The 17,203-nt window shown below is 35.9% G+C and carries 16 protein-coding genes, 1 tRNA gene and 1 pseudogene; 4 read left to right on the plus strand and 14 right to left on the minus strand.

Annotated elements, in window-relative coordinates; translation table 11 throughout:
• Positions 1-83 precede the first annotated feature (83 nt).
• Complete coding sequence (locus Q5N69_RS15950; protein WP_304370080.1) at positions 84-1,205, minus strand: alanine--glyoxylate aminotransferase family protein; 1,122 nt, start codon at positions 1,203-1,205, stop codon at positions 84-86.
• Positions 1,206-1,415: 210 nt separating this feature from the next.
• On the opposite strand from Q5N69_RS15950, the gene Q5N69_RS15955 reads away from it, so the two are divergent.
• Together Q5N69_RS15955 and Q5N69_RS15960 are read left to right on the plus strand one after the other, a co-directional pair.
• Positions 1,416-1,949, plus strand: coding sequence for a YaeQ family protein (locus tag Q5N69_RS15955; protein WP_304370081.1), 534 nt, complete (start codon positions 1,416-1,418; stop codon positions 1,947-1,949).
• 248 nt (positions 1,950-2,197) lie between these two features.
• The gene (locus tag Q5N69_RS15960) at positions 2,198-3,550 is read left to right on the plus strand and encodes a M20/M25/M40 family metallo-hydrolase (RefSeq protein WP_304370082.1); all 1,353 of its coding nucleotides are present in this window, start codon (positions 2,198-2,200) and stop codon (positions 3,548-3,550) included.
• 78 nt (positions 3,551-3,628) lie between these two features.
• Here Q5N69_RS15960 and Q5N69_RS15965 read toward each other — a convergent pair whose 3' ends face one another.
• Complete coding sequence (locus Q5N69_RS15965) at positions 3,629-4,069, minus strand: GNAT family N-acetyltransferase (protein ID WP_304370083.1); 441 nt, start codon at positions 4,067-4,069, stop codon at positions 3,629-3,631.
• A gap of 131 nt (positions 4,070-4,200) precedes the next feature.
• On the minus strand, positions 4,201-5,106 hold the full coding sequence (locus tag Q5N69_RS15970; protein ID WP_304370084.1) for a DMT family transporter: 906 nt from the start codon (positions 5,104-5,106) through the stop codon (positions 4,201-4,203).
• A 373-nt stretch (positions 5,107-5,479) separates the two neighbouring features.
• On the opposite strand from Q5N69_RS15970, the gene Q5N69_RS15975 reads away from it, so the two are divergent.
• Positions 5,480-5,935, plus strand: coding sequence for a methylglyoxal synthase (locus Q5N69_RS15975; RefSeq protein ID WP_304370085.1), 456 nt, complete (start codon positions 5,480-5,482; stop codon positions 5,933-5,935).
• A 95-nt stretch (positions 5,936-6,030) separates the two neighbouring features.
• Here the strand turns inward: Q5N69_RS15975 and Q5N69_RS15980 are convergent, their stop codons facing one another.
• The 4 genes from Q5N69_RS15980 to Q5N69_RS15995 form a co-directional block, all read right to left on the minus strand.
• Positions 6,031-7,101 (minus strand): branched-chain amino acid aminotransferase, encoded by a 1,071-nt coding sequence (locus Q5N69_RS15980; RefSeq protein ID WP_304370086.1) that lies wholly within the window; start codon positions 7,099-7,101, stop codon positions 6,031-6,033.
• 628 nt (positions 7,102-7,729) lie between these two features.
• Complete coding sequence (locus tag Q5N69_RS15985; protein ID WP_304370087.1) at positions 7,730-8,413, minus strand: lactate utilization protein; 684 nt, start codon at positions 8,411-8,413, stop codon at positions 7,730-7,732.
• Complete coding sequence (locus Q5N69_RS15990; protein WP_304370088.1) at positions 8,410-9,840, minus strand: lactate utilization protein B; 1,431 nt, start codon at positions 9,838-9,840, stop codon at positions 8,410-8,412. The genes Q5N69_RS15985 and Q5N69_RS15990 overlap by 4 nt, the downstream gene beginning before the upstream one ends.
• A complete protein-coding gene (locus tag Q5N69_RS15995; RefSeq protein WP_304370089.1) occupies positions 9,830-10,654 on the minus strand; it encodes a (Fe-S)-binding protein in 825 nt (274 codons plus the stop codon). The genes Q5N69_RS15990 and Q5N69_RS15995 overlap by 11 nt, the downstream gene beginning before the upstream one ends.
• Positions 10,655-10,840: 186 nt before the next feature.
• Here Q5N69_RS15995 and Q5N69_RS16000 point away from each other — a divergent pair, with 186 nt between their 5' ends.
• Positions 10,841-11,746, plus strand: a complete 906-nt coding sequence (locus tag Q5N69_RS16000) for a LysR family transcriptional regulator (RefSeq protein ID WP_304370090.1) — start codon at positions 10,841-10,843, stop codon at positions 11,744-11,746.
• Positions 11,747-12,022: 276 nt separating this feature from the next.
• Here the strand turns inward: Q5N69_RS16000 and Q5N69_RS16005 are convergent, their stop codons facing one another.
• From Q5N69_RS16005 to tpiA, 7 genes and pseudogenes are all read right to left on the minus strand, one after another.
• The gene (locus Q5N69_RS16005; protein WP_304370091.1) at positions 12,023-12,949 is read right to left on the minus strand and encodes a cation diffusion facilitator family transporter; all 927 of its coding nucleotides are present in this window, start codon (positions 12,947-12,949) and stop codon (positions 12,023-12,025) included.
• Between the two features lie 145 nt (positions 12,950-13,094).
• Positions 13,095-13,283, minus strand: a pseudogene (locus tag Q5N69_RS16010) (efflux RND transporter permease subunit); the annotation flags it as partial.
• A gap of 19 nt (positions 13,284-13,302) precedes the next feature.
• Positions 13,303-15,015: a carboxylesterase/lipase family protein gene (locus Q5N69_RS16015; protein WP_304370092.1), complete on the minus strand. Its 1,713-nt coding sequence runs from the start codon at positions 15,013-15,015 to the stop codon at positions 13,303-13,305.
• A gap of 151 nt (positions 15,016-15,166) precedes the next feature.
• Positions 15,167-15,685 carry a hypothetical protein gene (locus Q5N69_RS16020; protein ID WP_304370093.1) on the minus strand — a complete coding sequence of 173 codons (519 nt, stop codon included), beginning with the start codon at positions 15,683-15,685 and terminating at the stop codon, positions 15,167-15,169.
• A gap of 161 nt (positions 15,686-15,846) precedes the next feature.
• Positions 15,847-15,931, minus strand: a tRNA-Leu gene (locus tag Q5N69_RS16025).
• 71 nt (positions 15,932-16,002) lie between these two features.
• Positions 16,003-16,398: a preprotein translocase subunit SecG gene (gene secG, locus Q5N69_RS16030; RefSeq protein WP_304370094.1), complete on the minus strand. Its 396-nt coding sequence runs from the start codon at positions 16,396-16,398 to the stop codon at positions 16,003-16,005.
• 1 nt (position 16,399) lies between these two features.
• The gene (gene tpiA / locus Q5N69_RS16035) at positions 16,400-17,158 is read right to left on the minus strand and encodes a triose-phosphate isomerase (protein WP_304370095.1); all 759 of its coding nucleotides are present in this window, start codon (positions 17,156-17,158) and stop codon (positions 16,400-16,402) included.
• Positions 17,159-17,203 lie beyond the last annotated feature (45 nt).

Below are 17,203 nucleotides of genomic sequence, written 5' to 3' on the forward strand. Positions count from 1 at the left end.
AAAATATAAAACGCCCAATGAAGTACATCAGGCGTTTTAATTAAATGACTGTCAACCTATATTAGGACGGGTCATAACCAAATTTATTTACTTAACGCATCTTTCAAAGCAGCCAAGCATAAAGCTACATTTTCACTACGTGCTGCATAACCCATCAAACCAATACGCCAAGCTTTACCGGCAAATTTACCTAAGCCTGCACCTATCTCTAAATTGTACTCGTTCAATAAATAATTACGCACTTTCGCATCATCAATACCTTCAGGTATAAACACTGAATTCAGCTGTGGTAAACGTTCATCTGAGGGCACAATATAATTAATACCTAAATCTGCAAGGCCTGCTGCTAAAGCTTCATGTTGTTTTGCATGGCGTGCCCAGCTATTTTCTAAACCTTCATTTTTTAACATCAATAAAGACTCATGCAACGCATATAATGAGTTAACTGGCGCAGTATGATGATAAGTACGCTTGCCATCTCCAGACCAATAATCCATCACCAAAGACTGATCTAAAAACCAGCTGGGTACAGGCGTTTTTCTATTTTTAACAATTTGAGTAGCACGTTCACTAAAGCTAACAGGTGAAATACCAGGAACACACGATAAACATTTTTGGCTTCCAGAATAAATAGCATCAATGCCCCAATCATCAACACGAAGTTCAACACCACCTAGTGATGTAACCGCATCAACAATAGTTAAACAATCATGTTTTCTGGCTATCTCACACAAAGTTTTAGCGTCTGATAAAGCGCCCGTTGATGTTTCAGCATGAACAAAAGCAACAAAATTAGCTTCAGGGTTTTGCTGTAATGCAGCTTCTAAGGCTTGAGGTTCAACCGCTCTTCCCCACTCACCTTCTACCACTACAAGTTTAGCGCCTAAGCGTTTAACGTTTTGAGTCATTCTCATACCAAAAACACCGTTAACACACACAACAACGGTATCTTCAGGCGTAACTAAGTTAACAAAACAGGCTTCCATACCCGCTGAACCAGGTGCAGACAACGCAATAGTAAAAGCATTTTTAGTTTGAAAGGCATATTGTAATAACGATTTGACCTCATCCATCATTCCCACAAAAAGCGGATCTAAATGTCCAATAGTTGGGCGAGATAAAGCAGACAACACTTGCGGACTAACATCAGAAGGACCAGGTCCCATTAATGTACGCGGTACAGGAATAAAAGATTGAATAGTCATTACACATTACCTAAAAATTAAAGTGAAAATCATCTTAACACTACCTTTCGACACAAGAGCAATTCGTCAGACTTATACTAAGTATTCATTGTGACTATATGTTTATCTATTGCCCCCAAATAAACTCTACTAAATTTATCTCAAAACTCTTGCATGATCTTGTTACATAAAGGGTATAATTAACCATACTTACATTGAGATGAACTCAACATGGCTTTAAAAGCAACCATTAACAAAGCAATTATTCACTTATCAGATATGGATCGTAACTATTACGACACCTTAAATTTGACGATTGCTCAGCACCCATCAGAAACTGACGCCCGTATGATGGTTCGTTTAATTGCATTTATATTAAATGCCAACGAACACCTACAATTTGGTAAAGGCGTAAGTGACGAAGATGAAGCAGCAATATGGCAAATAAACTACTCTGAAGAAATAGAGTTGTGGATTGAATTAGGCCAACTTGATGAAAAGCGCATTAAAAAAGCCTGTAATAGAGCACAACAAGTAAAACTGTACTGTTATGGCAGCAGTGTTGAAACTTGGTGGAAGCAGTCAGAAAGTAAACTACGCCAGTTTGGTAAACTTTCAATTGAACAATTTAGTGAAGAAACCACAGACGCATTAGCTGAGCTAATTTCTCGTTCGATGGAATTTCAATGTAGCATCCAAGACGGACAACTATGGTTAACTGCTGGTGATGAAAGTTTGTTAATTGAAACAACTAAACTGCTTTAAGGCTTGGTTGTTTTAACTTGATATATTACCACTTTGTATAAATAGGCCTTTATTACACCTAATGATCTCAAAGTGGTTGTTTATTAAATCATAGGTACACATCTCTTTTTTACTTTGTTTTTCTCACAATTAACTCCAATTAACGTTTTCTAACATAAAAAAGTCACTAAAATCTGTATCTAGGTTGCAAAGCTGTTGTTTTTCCTCAATAGTAAGTCTTTAGAAATCCCGAAATACAGATACTTACTATGTTAAAAAACACTCCAATACGCGCTATTACTTTCGGCGCAAGCATTAGCCTTGCTAGTTGCTTAAGCTTGATATCAACCACGACTATCGCAGAAAACATTTCAGCAAAGCAAATGACGAAAGACATCACTTACTTAGCCAGCGATAGCTTAAAAGGCAGAGCAAGTTTCTCACCTGAAATTGATATAGCTGCTAATTACATTAGCCAACGTTTTGCTGAAATAGGTTTAAAAACCTTTGACGGCCTATCAACTTACAAACAAACCTTTAACATAACCAGTATTACCCCTGATAAAGTTTCAGTTAACTTAAACGGTAAAAGTATCGATAAAGATAACATTACTGTTGCAAGCACCATGAAAAGCTTTAGTTGGAAAAACAAAGCCGATATTAAAACCCATATTCTTGCTGCTGATGACGATTACCGAAGTGTGTTACGCGGCGTAAATAACGAAGGCGGTCAACATCTTATTTTGGTTGATACAGCACATGCAGATATTTTTAAACGCTACCAACAGTTTTTAAATAGTGGGTTAACTAAGCTGACATTCGATGATAAAAACAAAGCAGAACAAGGTGCTATTGTTTTAGTATTAACTAACGCGTTAGCAATAGAAAACATAGATATTGAAGTCACGACCAAGTTTAGTGAAAAATCGCTATCTAACGTTGTTGCTGTATTGCCAGGTAAAAGTAAAGCTGACGAAGTTGTTATGTTCTCTGCTCATTACGACCATTTAGGTACAACACCTGACGGTAAAGAGATATTCAACGGTGCTGATGATGATGCATCAGGTACTTCTGCAATTATTAATTTAGCTGACTATTTTTCTAAAAAAGGTAACAACGAAAGAACCTTAATATTTGCTGCTTTTACAGCGGAAGAAATTGGCGGTTATGGCTCTCGTTATTTCTCTCAACAATTGAATCCTGATGATGTTATCGCGATGATCAATATTGAGATGATTGGCAAACCATCTAAGTTTGGTGCTGGCACTATTTGGATGACAGGTATGGAGCGTTCAAACTTAGGTGAGCTTTTAAATAAAAGCTTAGAAAAACACGATATTGAAATATATAAAGATCCGTATCCTGAGCAAGGCTTATTTTACCGTTCTGACAATGCTACATTAGCGCGATTAGGTGTTCCAGCTCATAGTTTTAGCAGCACACAATTAGATAAAGATCAACATTACCATAAAACCACTGACGATCTTAGCAGCTTAGATTTAGATTCTATGCACAAGGTAATTGAAACTTTCTCTATCGCCAGCGAAGATTTAGTGAATGGTAAAATAACCCCAACACGTGTTGATGTGTCTAAAGTTGAAGGTCACGGTAAGATTTTTTAATCGCATAAGCTAAGCATTTATTGAAATTTATAGGCTCTAATTTACACTCTGTTGTTATTAGAGCTTTTTTATTGAACATTATTCATTATCACAACGCATTTTGTATTCTAACTTCAATTGCTCTTCTACATAAAAACCATGTCTGAGATATAAGCTTTTAGCTGGATTATCGAGTAATACATTTAGAGTGACAGGTAATTTACGTTCACGTGCTTTCTTTTTAGTAACATCTAAAACAAAGCTACCGACGCCCTTGCCATGAAAGGAAGGGAGTATTTGAAATTGTCGGATATGAATTCTATCCGCAAGCACGCCTAGCTTAATTAAGCCGATACTTTCTTTGTGGTTAGTTATGATAAAAGAGTCATTAAAAAACTCTTTGATCCGAGCTATGTGATCTTCATCTGAAAAGTAAAAGCCTGCATTATTCAAATGCTCGGTCATGGTTAATTTTCTAAGCTGTAATAGAAAATCAACATCAGTCGCTACTGCACGTCTAAAACCAACAGACAATTTCATTCAAATAATATCTCTTAAAAAGTGTAAATTTTATTGCCAACTATTATGCCTCTTAAATCTGTTCACAATAGCAGGGCTAATAACAGTGAGAAGAAATGCTTAAAACTTAACATAGCTCCCCTATTATTAACTTAGGTTGAAACGGTAACTCGTGTTCGCTTTCTGCCGCCCCATTGATATAAAGCCAAGCCCACCATAACAAATGCAGCGCCTATCATCAGGTGTTTACTCACAGATTCATTATTAAGTAATGCGCCAATACATATCGCCACGACAGGCGTGATCATCGTAATCAGTGCTACTGTACTCGCGTTTAAACGCTGTAAAATATAATAATACGCAATAAAGCCAATTAATGAACCGAATATACCTAAATACAAAATGGCGAGCAATGAACGTGTTGTCCACTCTTCTACTGGCAATGTACCATCAGAAATCAGCCATACAGCAAAAAATAGTGGAATTGAAAAAGTTAAGGAACCTACTGTTGAAGCAAGCGCATTAATTTTATAACCAACACTTTTAACCAATACACCACTAATACTGAAAAAGAACATGCCAGCAAAAACGGCTGCTAAGCCAAAGTAGCTACTTGTAGATAAGCTAGTGCCTTGCATGAAAATTTTATCGTAACAAACAATAGTTAAACCAGATACCGCTAGAAACAACGCGAGCTTTTTCGTTTTACTGAACTTTGGTTCACCCAATATTTTTTGAGCCAAAACACCCGACATAATAGGCGATAAGCCAAAAATTAACGAAATCAAGCCTGACGCAATATAACGAGCAGCAATATAAGTAAAAAGCATTCCGCCGAAAATACCTATGGTTGAATAGGCATAAACTTTAAAAGCTTGTCGGTTTATTGGCAGTTCAATTCTGCCAATTTTTAAAATCAGCCAACCTAAAACAACCGCTATTGTCATTCGTCCTAATACAGCTAATGTTGGATCTACGCTTTCACTACTCCACACTATACCTAATGGCGTAGTTGACCAAATTAATACAACAGCAAGATATGCAGCTGGTACCGACATTCTGTTTTCTCCTTGTTATGCCTAAGCAACTCTGCAAACTTTGTTTTTAAAAAGAAAAAAGCCGCAGAATTTACGTTCTGCGGCTTTAAAATAATTAGTTACTTTATTATCAATTCACCACAGTAAATACTGCCCAACACTTAGCCGTAACGACCAGGCGGTTGAGGATAGGATTTAATACTATAATGCGGCGATTAAGCATAGTTTACTGAACTCGTTAAAGTGTAAGTTAAAAAGATAATAAGCTCATACATAATCACTATTGTGCTTAACTAAGTCAACAACTAAAAAGCTTGTTTAGCTATTTGTTTGTTTACTTTATCTTATTAATATTTAAAGATAATGACAATAATACAGAAAACACGAGTTAACCATGTTATACAAAACCTTTACATCACCACAAAAAAAATCTATCGCTCTTGTTGCTCACGACAATATGAAAAAAGATTTAATGAAATGGTGTCAAAAATTCGAATCAAAATTAGCTTCTCACATCTTGTATGCTACAGGGACAACGGGAACATTATTATCTAAAAACACAGGCTTAGATTTTAATACTTTAATTAGTGGTCCATTAGGTGGCGATCAGCAAATTGGCGCTCTCATCACAGAACAAAAGATAGATATGCTTATTTTCTTTTGGGACCCACTGGAAGCACAGCCACACGACCCAGATGTAAAAGCTTTATTAAGAATTGCAGCGGTTTGGAATATTCCCGTGGCGTGTAATCAGGCTTCAGCAGACTTTTTAATTCAATCATCGTTATTTGATACAGAATACGAAAAGAAAATACCTGATTACGAAAGTTATCTAAACGGAAGAACGTAAAGCCTATTAATTTTTTAAGTGAATTAAAAACAAAAAACCTAAGTAATATTGCTATTACTTAGGTTTTTTTAATTAGGTTGATTAAGTTTTAAAGCTTAACCCGTAACTGATTGTATCCAGTTAAACTTATCTTCACGAGTACCGTATTGAATACCTGTTAACTCATCGTATAAATGCTTAGATACTTCACCTGTTTCATTGTTGTTTACTACAAAGTCTTTATCTTTATAACAAAGTACGCCAACAGGAGAAATTACAGCCGCAGTACCACAACCAAATACTTCAGTGATTTTACCGCTAGCAATATCAGCTAAAATAACTTCAATGTCTAAACGTTCTTCAGCTACTTCATAGCCTAATGTAGGTGCTAGTTTTAATAATGAATCGCGTGTAATACCAGGTAAAATACTGCCACTTAAAGATGGTGTCACAATACGCTTGCCTTCATACACAAAACAAATGTTCATTGCACCAACTTCTTCGATGTATCGACCCGATACCGCATCTAACCATAAAACTTGCGAGTAACCTTTTTTAACTACATCTTCAGAAGCATATAAACTTGCTGCATAGTTACCGCCAGTTTTAGCTTCACCAACGCCACCCACTACAGCACGACGATATTTATCTGCAACGTGAACAGCAATAGGTGTTAAACCGCCTTCAAAATAAGTGCCCGCAGGTCCACAAATAATAAAATGTTGATAGTTGCTACTTGCACCTAAACCTAGCTTAGGGCTTGTTGCGATCATTGTTGGGCGAATATAAAGAGATGCGCCATCTTTAGCCGGCACCCAAGCTTTATCTAAAGTGATTAAAGATTTAATAGCTTCTAAATGTAAAGCTTCGTCAACTTCAGGCATAACCATACGTTTAGCTGAACGGTTAAAGCGTTTAATATTTTCTTCTGGACGAAATAAGTTAATACCACCATCGTGAGCTCTATACGCTTTTAAACCTTCAAAAATCTCTTGGCTGTAATGAAAGACAGCAGCAGAAGGATCAAGTGATAATGAATGATAAGGACTAATTAGAGCATTATTCCAGCCTGAAGTTGCGTCATACTCTTGTGTAAACATATGATCTGAAAACGTTGTACCAAAGGCAAAATTTTCAGGACAAGATTGACGTTGATTCTCATCAAGCGGCTGAACCGTGATAGACATTATATTTCCTCAGTTATTCATTTTTTGTTAATAATACCACTTTATACTTCCTAAAATGAATATATGAATTCAAAATGTGAGTTTTTATTCACAATAAGGATAATGATATTTGGGACATAGATTCTTTATGATTTTTGCTTAAAAATCCACAAATAATTCAGTCAAATACTCAAAAAGTTACACATCATACCAAACGGATTAATTTATTGCTCACTTAGCGAGAATTTAAAGGCTTAGAGGCACAGGTTCATAGTTCCAGACTGAACCTAAGCACCTACATCCATGTAGGAACCTTGTCAAAATCAATAACGCGGCATATAAGCTTTTAAATTCTCGCCCTTGGTGAGCTCATTAGCAAACTGATAACATCACAAAATTAAAAAAATATAGAATAACTATGTTTAATCAATTTTGCTTGTTCTAAGCTTGCTAATATAGTTCTAAGTTGCTCAATAAATTAATCCGTTTGGTATTAAATAAACAGCCTTAAATATGAAGTTAAATCTTGAGGAAAATAAAGCTGAAATCACCATGGAACATTATGTTTATTAGGTATTTATCAGAGGTGTTCAATTAATATTAGTTAGCATCTAATCATAGGTACTAACTCACATTATTCTATCTAACGTTATTCATCCTCAACAATAATAATATGTAAAACTTCAGGCCCGTGAGCGCCTTTAACTAATACACCTTCAATATCTGTTGTGCCACTAACGCCTGATATTAAACACATATTTCGTGGCGTTTGTTTTTTCTTAGCTATTTCATTTGCGATAAGCGCGTAGTCATCCATGTAGTGAAGTATTTTTGACTTAGGTATAATGGCAATCAAATACAACGGAAGGAAGTTAAGTAAAATAGGCATTTCAGGACTCGAATGAGCAACAAACGAACCTGTTTCAGCAACACCATATTCAGCCCAACATAAACCCACAGTGTTATCGTTTACAATGTCGATATCTGTTGTTATACCCTGCCAATTTAATTTATTTAAGGGTTCAACACTCTGGACTTTAAGTTCAGCTGGTAAAGAGTTTCTGTCAAAAAACTGCTTTACCGAATGAGGTAACATATCAAGGGTCGAAATTTTCTCGCAGGTTGTTCCTATAACTAAACCCGCATCAATTCTTAACATTAATGCTTCAGTTGCGTCTTCAGACATTAATTGAGGACGCGCAAATTCACTCTCTTTTAAAAGTTCAAGTGCTTCATCTTCAATAGTTTTAGCATCGGCAGTGATAGTTGGTTTTGCACTTTTAATCGCATTGAATATTTTTTCTCTGCTCATATCGCTTATGTGTTTATTCATAATTTACGCTCCATCACTTTTAGATTTTTTAATTTTTTATATTGATGCATAAATGTTGTTGTTTCTGGCTCTATTAAGTCACGATTTTTCGTCCATCCAGAAGTAAAAGGCATAAACTTGATCCAGCCATTACGACTAAATATTTTCATAAATATAACGCCACATGACGAGAACAACTGAAACAATTGAGGTCTTTTAGCTAATTGGCCAAAAAACTTAACAAAAAAGCGATTGGTCAGTGGCTCATACTTTTTCTGCCACGATTGCGCACGCAGTGAGCGTAATAGTTTAGGAAGAGGAATATTAACAGGGCAAACATCTTCACAACGCCCGTTCATGGTACAAGCATGAGTTTGTTTATTGGCGACTTCAAGGCTTTGTAAGTGAGGCGTAAGTACCGAGCCCATAGGCCCAGGATATACAGAGCCATAAGCATGTCCGCCAATATGTTTATATACCACACAATGATTCATACAAGCTCCACAACGAATACAGCGCAGCATTTCTTCCATGCCTTCAGCGAGCATTTTTGTTCGACCGTTATCAACTAAAACAATGTGACATTCTTCAGGACCATCAGCATCGTTCTTTCTTTTAGGACCATTATGAAAAGTTATATATTGCGTGATATCTGCACCAGTAGCAGAGCGTGTTAACAAACGTAATAAAGGGATTGCATGTGCCATTGATGGTACAAGCTTCTCAATACCTGCAGTAACTATGTGTACTTTAGGTGGAGTAATTGTGAGTTCAGCATTACCTTCATTGGTTACTGTACAAGAAGAACCACTGTCGGCAAGTAAAAAATTAGAACCACTAATGCCAATATCTGATGTTAAAAACTTAGTTCGCAGGTCTCGACGTGCACTTCTTACCAGATCAGTAATTTCTTCTGAATAAGTTGGATCGCTATGAAACTCCCTAAAAAGTTTAACAACGTCTTCCCTGCTTCTATGCATAGCAGGCCAAATGATATGAGATGGTGGATCACCCGCCAGTTGAATAATATGTTCGGCAAGATCGGTTTCAATGCGCTCTATATCTGAATTATCAAAAGCGTGTGTTAAGCCTATTTCTTCCCCCAACATAGATTTGCTACGAGTTACTTTTTTAGCTTTGTGTTCACGGCAGATATCTAACACAATTTTTGAAGCTTCTTCAGCAGTACTCGCCCAATGAACAATAGTACCTTGAGCTAAAGCATTTTTTTCAAATTCAGCCAAATAATGATCCATATGCTTAATGGTATGGTCTTTAACTTTTTGACCTTGTGCTCGTGCTTTTTCAAATTCAGGAAAGTTTGCAATGGCATCAGTACGTTTTGCTTCAGCTTTGTCGGTTGTACGCCTGATGATCATTTTTAAATCAGGCTGCGCTAAAGCATCAGTAACATTTTGAGTAAAATTTTCAGGTTTATTAGCTTGCATCGTTAGCCCCTATAATCTTTGGTGCTAAACCCGCTAAAACTTCAGCGGTGTGCAATGCAGTAATTTTTTGATTACCTTCTCGGTTAAGCTTTCCAGCGATGTTCATTAAACATCCCATATCGCCACCAAGTAAATAATCAGCGTCAGCAGCAACAACATTTTCTACTTTTTCGCTAACAATGGCGTTAGATATATCTGAATATTTAACACAAAATGTTCCACCAAAACCACAGCATTCAGAATGACCATTCAATGGTTTATGCTCTAAACCTTTAACGGTAGAAAGCATTTCTCTTGGTTGCTCGTAAACATTAAGAGAACGATAACCAGAGCAACTATCGTGATAAGTGAATGTACCATCAAGTTCAACACCATTCGGTTTAAAATTACATACATCAACTAAAAATGAGAGTAGTTCATGAGTTCTGTCAGCTAAATGTTGAGCTCTTGCTTGCCAACTGGGTTGTTCTTTAAATACTTCTATAAAGTTCTTTTTGATCATTGAAGCACATGAACCCGAAGGTAAAACAACATAATCAAATTCTTCAAACTGTTCGATCACTTGATAAGCGATTTGACGAGTACCTTCGTCGTCACCTGAATTAAATGCGGGTTGTCCACAGCAAGATTGAGCTGCTGGAACTTCAACAGTACAACCTGCTTGCTCAAGCAAAGTGATGGAAGCAAAACCTACTGAAGGACGCATTGTATTTACCAAACAGGTAACAAATAGCCCAACTCTCTTCTCGGAAATATTTAAACATTCAATCGTGTTAGATTGATTCGCGTCAGTGTAATTATTTTTTTCAGACATTTATCCGCCCTTATTCTACCAAGGTAATTTGGATGTTACTTGCATTAAAATATATAGAAATGAGTATATGTATTTATATATCACCACATACTTTCTACGATATAAGCAATATACTCCTTCGAAATTTACCTGTATATTCGCAATAGAAAAACAAACTATTTCCATTTTAGATACAATGAGCAATATATGAACGGCGCATCTGAGTTAGCAATTTTTGCTGTAGTAGTAGAAGAGAAGTCTTTTAGCCTGGCAGCTCAAAAAACAGGTTTATCCAAAACGGTTGTGAGTAAGAAAATATCGGCACTAGAAAAGCAGCTAAATACACAATTACTTTATAGAACAACTCGAAAGCTTAGCCTTACTGACGCAGGTAAATTACTTTATAAACATGCCAAAGGTATTAACCAGCAAGCAAACGATGCTTTTACCGCGGTTAACGAGTTATCTAAAGATATTTCTGGTCATATTACTATGTCTGTACCTACCATTTCAGGTGAGTTATTACTGGCAGAGTTAGTATCAAGTTTTTGCAAAATCTACCCTAAAATCACCATTGAATTAAGGCTTGAAAATAAGCTTGTCGACTTAGTTGAAGAAGGTGTTGATTTAGCTATTAGAACAGCTGTTCTTGAAGATTCTTCTCTAATCGCAGTACCTTTAATAGAATCTAAATGGATTGTATGTGCATCGCCAGAATATTTAAAAACCCATAAAGCATTAAACACAATTGATGATCTGAAATCACATAACTGTCTTTGTTATGATCTGCAAGCAAATGGAAGTAATGAATGGCGATTTTATGATAATGACAAATATGAATCTATATTAGTAAAAGGCAGTATGTCTTCCAACAATGCTTATTCTTTAAAAAAAGCAGCATTAAATGATATTGGGATTATTTATGTGCCTAAATGTAGTGTTTATGAAGAGTTACAAGGTGGTCTGTTGGTCAATGTACTAAACGATTATAAAGCACGTTCGTTAGGAGTTTTTGCTGTTTATCCATACACACGATATAAACCAGAAAAAATAACCTTATTGATTGATCATATTAAGCAAGGTTATCTAGCCCTCGCTCATTATTTTGAATAATAAAACGAATAATGTAGAGCCTTTACCATATAATTTTATATAAAGTATTTGAAAAGCTAAAACCATACTGTAGATGTCATTCGTTCCATTACAAATTATGGCTGATTCAGTGATAAATAAAATCCAATAGAATATTTATTTTCTCTCGCCATTTCTTTCTCGATCATCGATGCAGTGAATATTGCATCGACAATCAATTTCTATTTCTATTTCTAGTGAGTGGTATTTTAATACTTCCTATGCTGTTAAAAAATTCGTTCTTGAATCTGAAAATATTTACTTTCCATTTTCAATTTTATAGCAGTTATTTTCATATGCGTGGCTAGGGCTATTCTCTATTGTGGAATGATGTATGCCATATTTATCTTTAAGAAGATCTTTAATAGGATTGAGATCATGCACAGAATTTGATGGTGTAAACGCTAAGCTTGTTTCAAGGAATATTTCTTTATCATCAAGCTGCCATACATGTAGGTGCCAAACTTTTTCAACCATGTTTAAATCGTGAAGTTCTGCACTTAGTTCATCAATATCAATGCTTTCAGGTACGGCTTGCATCAAAATTATCATGGTTTCCTTAGCCAGACTGTATCCGTGATAAATCACATAGAATGAGATAGCAATTGTTGCTAGTAAATCGACTATATACCACTGATATAAAATAATAAGGCTGCCTGCAATAATAACGACAACTGACGCTAAGGCATCAGACATGTTATGAATAAATACTGCTTTTAAATTTAAATTATGTTCAGCGCCAGATTTATAGGTAAGCCATGCAGTTACGGCATCAATGATGAGTGCAATTGATGCAATCCAAACGACTATCCAGCCATCTACAGGTTGTGGATTGAAAAATTTACTTATCGCTTCGTATATAAGATACAAGCCAACAATAATAAGTGTTGTGCTATTTATTAATGCCCCTAATATTTCAGCTCTTTTAAAACCAAACGTCATTTTACTGTTAGCTGGTTTTCTAGCAATTTTTCTTGCAAATATAGCAATCAAAATGGCGCCCGCATCACTCAAGTTATGTAATGCATCAGCAATAAGAGAAAGGCTACCAGATAAAATACCGCCAATAATTTGAGCAATAGTTAATAAAATATTAATAAATACGGCTAAATTTAATTTTCCATCATGTTGATGAGCATGGTGGTGTGTATGGCTGTGGCTATGATGATTGTGACTATTTGACATACTTTGTACCTATTAATCTTATTTGACACAGGAGTAATCCACATCACAATTTGTAACGATGAATGTGTAATGTGGATTAGTATTTAATGAGTCGGCTGCTTAATTCTTTCAATGAATTAGGCGCTTAGCGCTCTAATCTTATCTTTTAAAATCTATATAAAACAGGTAAAAAAAACGTTAGCAAGGTCGCTGTTACTAAATATCCAACAATTACAGTTGCTCACAGCCTTTGTATTTCAGCTCCTACACCATTTGACATTAACATGGAAATTAATGCAGATGTAATCGCTGTCGTTAATACAGGCATTAAGTCTGAGGTAGCTCTTTCAAGAATAATCGAGCTCAATGAATTACTACAAAGTTAACTCTAGCTCGTTTAAACGCTCAAATAATGGGTCTTTTTTAGCTTCAGCACCCTGAGTGTTGAATTCGATAACTTGTTCACTCTGTTGATTATAGCTTTGCCAAACAGGCTGATTAATAGCAGTTGGCTTGCCTGATTTAGCAAAGTTAACCCAGTAGTTATGCATAATGTCTGCAACCTTTTGGTCTTGTGCTGTGAAATAAGTTCCGTATTGCTGATTGGCGGTGTTAAATACAAATGGAATTTCAGTGGCATGATAAGCGCCTTTAACTTTATTCACTAAATGTGTTGGTACGTAGCTAAATCTATATAACCAAACCGGTTGCGAGTTTTCCGCAAGTTTACGGGCTACATAACGTGATGGTTCTACAAAAGCAATATCGCCATGGATCATAGAACCTAGCAGGGCTAAATCTATGTCTCTTGTATTTTTATTACCTCTTATAAGATGTGGCTGATATGCATTCATAAATTGCTTACGGCGATCGCCCGCTTTCTCTAAAGCTTTTCCAGAAATACCTTTGGCTGCTTGAGGTGCGAAATCATCTAAAAATCCCCATTCAAGTTCGTTAGCACCAACAATATGCGGTATTTTCATTTGATGACCTTTGCTAAAACCTTCTTCATCACTTTCAACAACGAGTTGTCCGTCGATCATGGGGCCGCTATAAGTCATTACATTGTTCATCGTGCTTAAGTTTAAGCCATTCACTACTTTATCTGCAGGTAAGCTACGCAGTTGTTTTAAAGCTTTTTCATCTGAACCTTCAACACCAACACTTTTAGCGAAAGCTATACCATAGTCTTCAGCATATTGTGTTTGTTGGTTAACTTGAGTGAGTTTATTTAATACGTTTTTATTAAGGTATAAATCAGGGCTCACTTTAGAGCTTCGTCCACCGCCTGATTGAGCAATAGCTTTATGAAATAATCCTTTAGCTAAAGGTGAAAGCATTAAAGCATTTACTGAGCGGCCACCCGCTGATTCACCAAAGAGTGTTACATTGTTAGCATCACCACCAAAATTTGAGATGTTTTGTTGTACCCATTTCAATGCAGCAATTTGATCCATAAAACCATAATTGCCTAAGACATTTGCATCATTTTCAGTACTAAGTGCTGGATGCGCAAAAAAGCCAAAGCGCCCTAGTCTGTAGTTAAAACTAACAAGAATAACGCCAGAGTTAGCAAAAGCTTCGCCACTGTATATGTCAGGTGATGTGCCACCATTAACGAAGCCACCACCATGTATCCAAACCATTACAGGTAATTTTTTACCTTCAGCTTGCTTTGGTTTCCATACGTTTATAAATAAGCAATCTTCGCTAACAGTTCCTGTTAACGGTGCAGCATCACCAGGAAATGGAAGTTGCATACAGTCAGCACCAAACTTAGAGGTGTTTTTGATGCCCTTCCATTGTTTATAAGGTTTAGGTGCTGTCCAACGTAATGCCTTAACAGGAGCTTGTGCGTAAGGTATTCCTAAAAATGCAACATGGTCTGCAGATTCAATGCCCTTTATAGCACCTGTTTCAATTTCTACTATGGCTAACGGCTTAGGTTTTATAAGCTGGGTTTGGCTTTGCGTAGTTACAATATCTGTCTGTAACGGTTCTTGTTTTACATGAAGAGAGCAAGATTGAATGAACAACGCACTGAGGGATAAAAGTATTGATATACGAATAGTAGAGTGGATTTTCATTCCATAGTGTCCTGTTGGTACTTAAATAAGAATTAAAAATGGATACAGCTGAAGGAGGATAACAAAATTGAGATAAAGATGCCCTAGCATCCCTCTAAAATAAATTTAAGATTAAATCAGAGGGATAAAAAGGCTTTGATTAGGCTAGGTCTTAAGATCCTAAAATAACAACAATCAGTGCAAATAAAGCACCAGCGAGAGAGATTTTAATACCATTTTTGAACGTTTTAGCTTTAGGCATAAACATTAAAAATGCTGAAATAACGAAGAAAAGTAAAGTGATACCAAAGCTGATATTAAGGATAAACAGTGGACTGTTATTAGTGGCTTTATGTAACTTAACTAATTTAGCTAAAGGTAATGGATAATCCATTTTGTTGATCACCGTTTCACCCGTTACTTTATTGTATTCGCCTGAATTAAAAACAATCACACTTTGAGATTCTGATGTTATTTCAAAACCTTTAACACGAATACTTTTACCTAGTTTTCTCGCTTCAAGTCCGGGCTCTAATTGACGTATTTCTGTAGTTGGGAATTTCATGAACTCAGTAGGTCTAAATATCAATAAAATACCGCTTATTGCGTATATAGCCATAATTCCGGCTAAGAAAAACCCAAGCCAACGGTGATACTTACGAAAACTATTATGTAACTGAGCTGATGCCATTTTTGCCTCTGATTAATCTGTTATTTTTAATAAAGTAATTTTTGCTTATTAAATAATAATTAAAAGTCATTTTTATGAAATATTAAATTTCTGACAAAAAAAAGAGCTTTGATACGATTAGGTATTAAAGCTCTATTTCATAATTTCAAGACTATATTCAGTGGTGCGGATGGGGGGACTTGAACCCCCACGACCTAAGTCACCAGCCCCTCAAGCTGGCGCGTCTACCAATTCCGCCACATCCGCATTACTAAATATAAACTTTATAATCTTTAAGTTATTTTGCTAATTTGAGGTTTTAGCTAACTTAATTTTTATTACTCAGGAATATCGCTTTCTTTCACGGCTTTAGGAGTACTCGCTGGAACGTCTGCATTATTAACTGCTGGAGTAATAGTATCTGTTGGGATATCGCTGTCAGAAGGAATTGATTGTTCAATACCTGCTTCTAAGTTGTTCCACTCATCAACTGATTTCACTTTGTTAGCTGTTAAGTTACCTAAAACTAAGCTAATTGCGAAGAAAGCTATTGCTAACCAAGTTGTTGCTTTTGTTAAAAAGTTACCAGAACCACTTGAACCAAAAATAGTTGCTGAAGAGCCTGCTCCAAATGAAGCGCCCATGTCTGCACCTTTACCATGTTGAATAAGCACTAAACCTATTAAACACAAAGCTACGATTAAATATATAATGATTAATACTTGATATAACATTTTATGATCCTTGAGCTGCCGAACAAATAATTTTGAATTCGTCGACTTTTAAACTAGCACCACCGATAAGACCACCGTCTATATCAGTTTGTGCGAATAATTCTTTACTATTAGCAGCATTAACACTACCGCCATATAATAATGACACACCTTCGGCAATTTCAGCATTGTTTTTAGCTAAAAACTGACGAATAAATTGATGAGTTTCTTGTGCCATTTCCGGAGATGCTGTTTTTCCTGTACCTATAGCCCATACAGGCTCATATGCAATAACAACATCTTTAAAACTTTCGATACCTATTTCATCTATAACAGGTTGTAATTGTTGAGATAATACAGCATCTGTTTTTTCTTCTACACGTTCAGCTTCTGATTCACCTATGCATAAGATAGGCGTTAAACCGTTAGCTAAAGCGAATTTTACTTTTAGAGCGATTTGTTTATCAGTTTCACCAAAGATGCTACGTCTTTCAGAGTGACCAATAATTACATAACTAGCAGACATTTCGTTTAGCATATCGGCAGAAACTTCACCAGTATACGCTCCACTTGCATGCTCACTTATGTTTTGTGCGCCTAATTTAATATTGTTATTTGCAATTTTTGCAGATAACGCACTTAAATATACAAAGCTTGGACAAATTACAACTTTTACATCATCCGAGAATTTAATGTTATTCAACTCACTTGTCATTGTGTCAACAAGTGCAAGATTTCCATTCATTTTCCAATTTGCAGCGATTATTCTTTGTCTTGGCATAGTTATTCCTACATTTAAGCGGCGAGATATTAACTAACTAGCGAA

This window comes from Pseudocolwellia sp. AS88 (assembly GCF_030551755.1).
Taxonomy (GTDB): Bacteria; Pseudomonadota; Gammaproteobacteria; order Enterobacterales; family Alteromonadaceae; genus Pseudocolwellia.

Coding starts and splice junctions, on each gene's coding strand:
- Q5N69_RS15950 (WP_304370080.1), bottom strand. CDS start 1,205: ATGACTATTCAATCTTTTATTCCTGTACCGCGTACATTAATGGGACCT.
- Q5N69_RS15955 (WP_304370081.1), top strand. CDS start 1,416: ATGGCTTTAAAAGCAACCATTAACAAAGCAATTATTCACTTATCAGAT.
- Q5N69_RS15960 (WP_304370082.1), top strand. CDS start 2,198: ATGTTAAAAAACACTCCAATACGCGCTATTACTTTCGGCGCAAGCATT.
- Q5N69_RS15965 (WP_304370083.1), bottom strand. CDS start 4,069: ATGAAATTGTCTGTTGGTTTTAGACGTGCAGTAGCGACTGATGTTGAT.
- Q5N69_RS15970 (WP_304370084.1), bottom strand. CDS start 5,106: ATGTCGGTACCAGCTGCATATCTTGCTGTTGTATTAATTTGGTCAACT.
- Q5N69_RS15975 (WP_304370085.1), top strand. CDS start 5,480: ATGTTATACAAAACCTTTACATCACCACAAAAAAAATCTATCGCTCTT.
- Q5N69_RS15980 (WP_304370086.1), bottom strand. CDS start 7,101: ATGTCTATCACGGTTCAGCCGCTTGATGAGAATCAACGTCAATCTTGT.
- Q5N69_RS15985 (WP_304370087.1), bottom strand. CDS start 8,413: ATGAATAAACACATAAGCGATATGAGCAGAGAAAAAATATTCAATGCG.
- Q5N69_RS15990 (WP_304370088.1), bottom strand. CDS start 9,840: ATGCAAGCTAATAAACCTGAAAATTTTACTCAAAATGTTACTGATGCT.
- Q5N69_RS15995 (WP_304370089.1), bottom strand. CDS start 10,654: ATGTCTGAAAAAAATAATTACACTGACGCGAATCAATCTAACACGATT.
- Q5N69_RS16000 (WP_304370090.1), top strand. CDS start 10,841: ATGAACGGCGCATCTGAGTTAGCAATTTTTGCTGTAGTAGTAGAAGAG.
- Q5N69_RS16005 (WP_304370091.1), bottom strand. CDS start 12,949: ATGTCAAATAGTCACAATCATCATAGCCACAGCCATACACACCACCAT.
- Q5N69_RS16015 (WP_304370092.1), bottom strand. CDS start 15,015: ATGAAAATCCACTCTACTATTCGTATATCAATACTTTTATCCCTCAGT.
- Q5N69_RS16020 (WP_304370093.1), bottom strand. CDS start 15,685: ATGGCATCAGCTCAGTTACATAATAGTTTTCGTAAGTATCACCGTTGG.
- secG (WP_304370094.1), bottom strand. CDS start 16,398: ATGTTATATCAAGTATTAATCATTATATATTTAATCGTAGCTTTGTGT.
- tpiA (WP_304370095.1), bottom strand. CDS start 17,158: ATGCCAAGACAAAGAATAATCGCTGCAAATTGGAAAATGAATGGAAAT.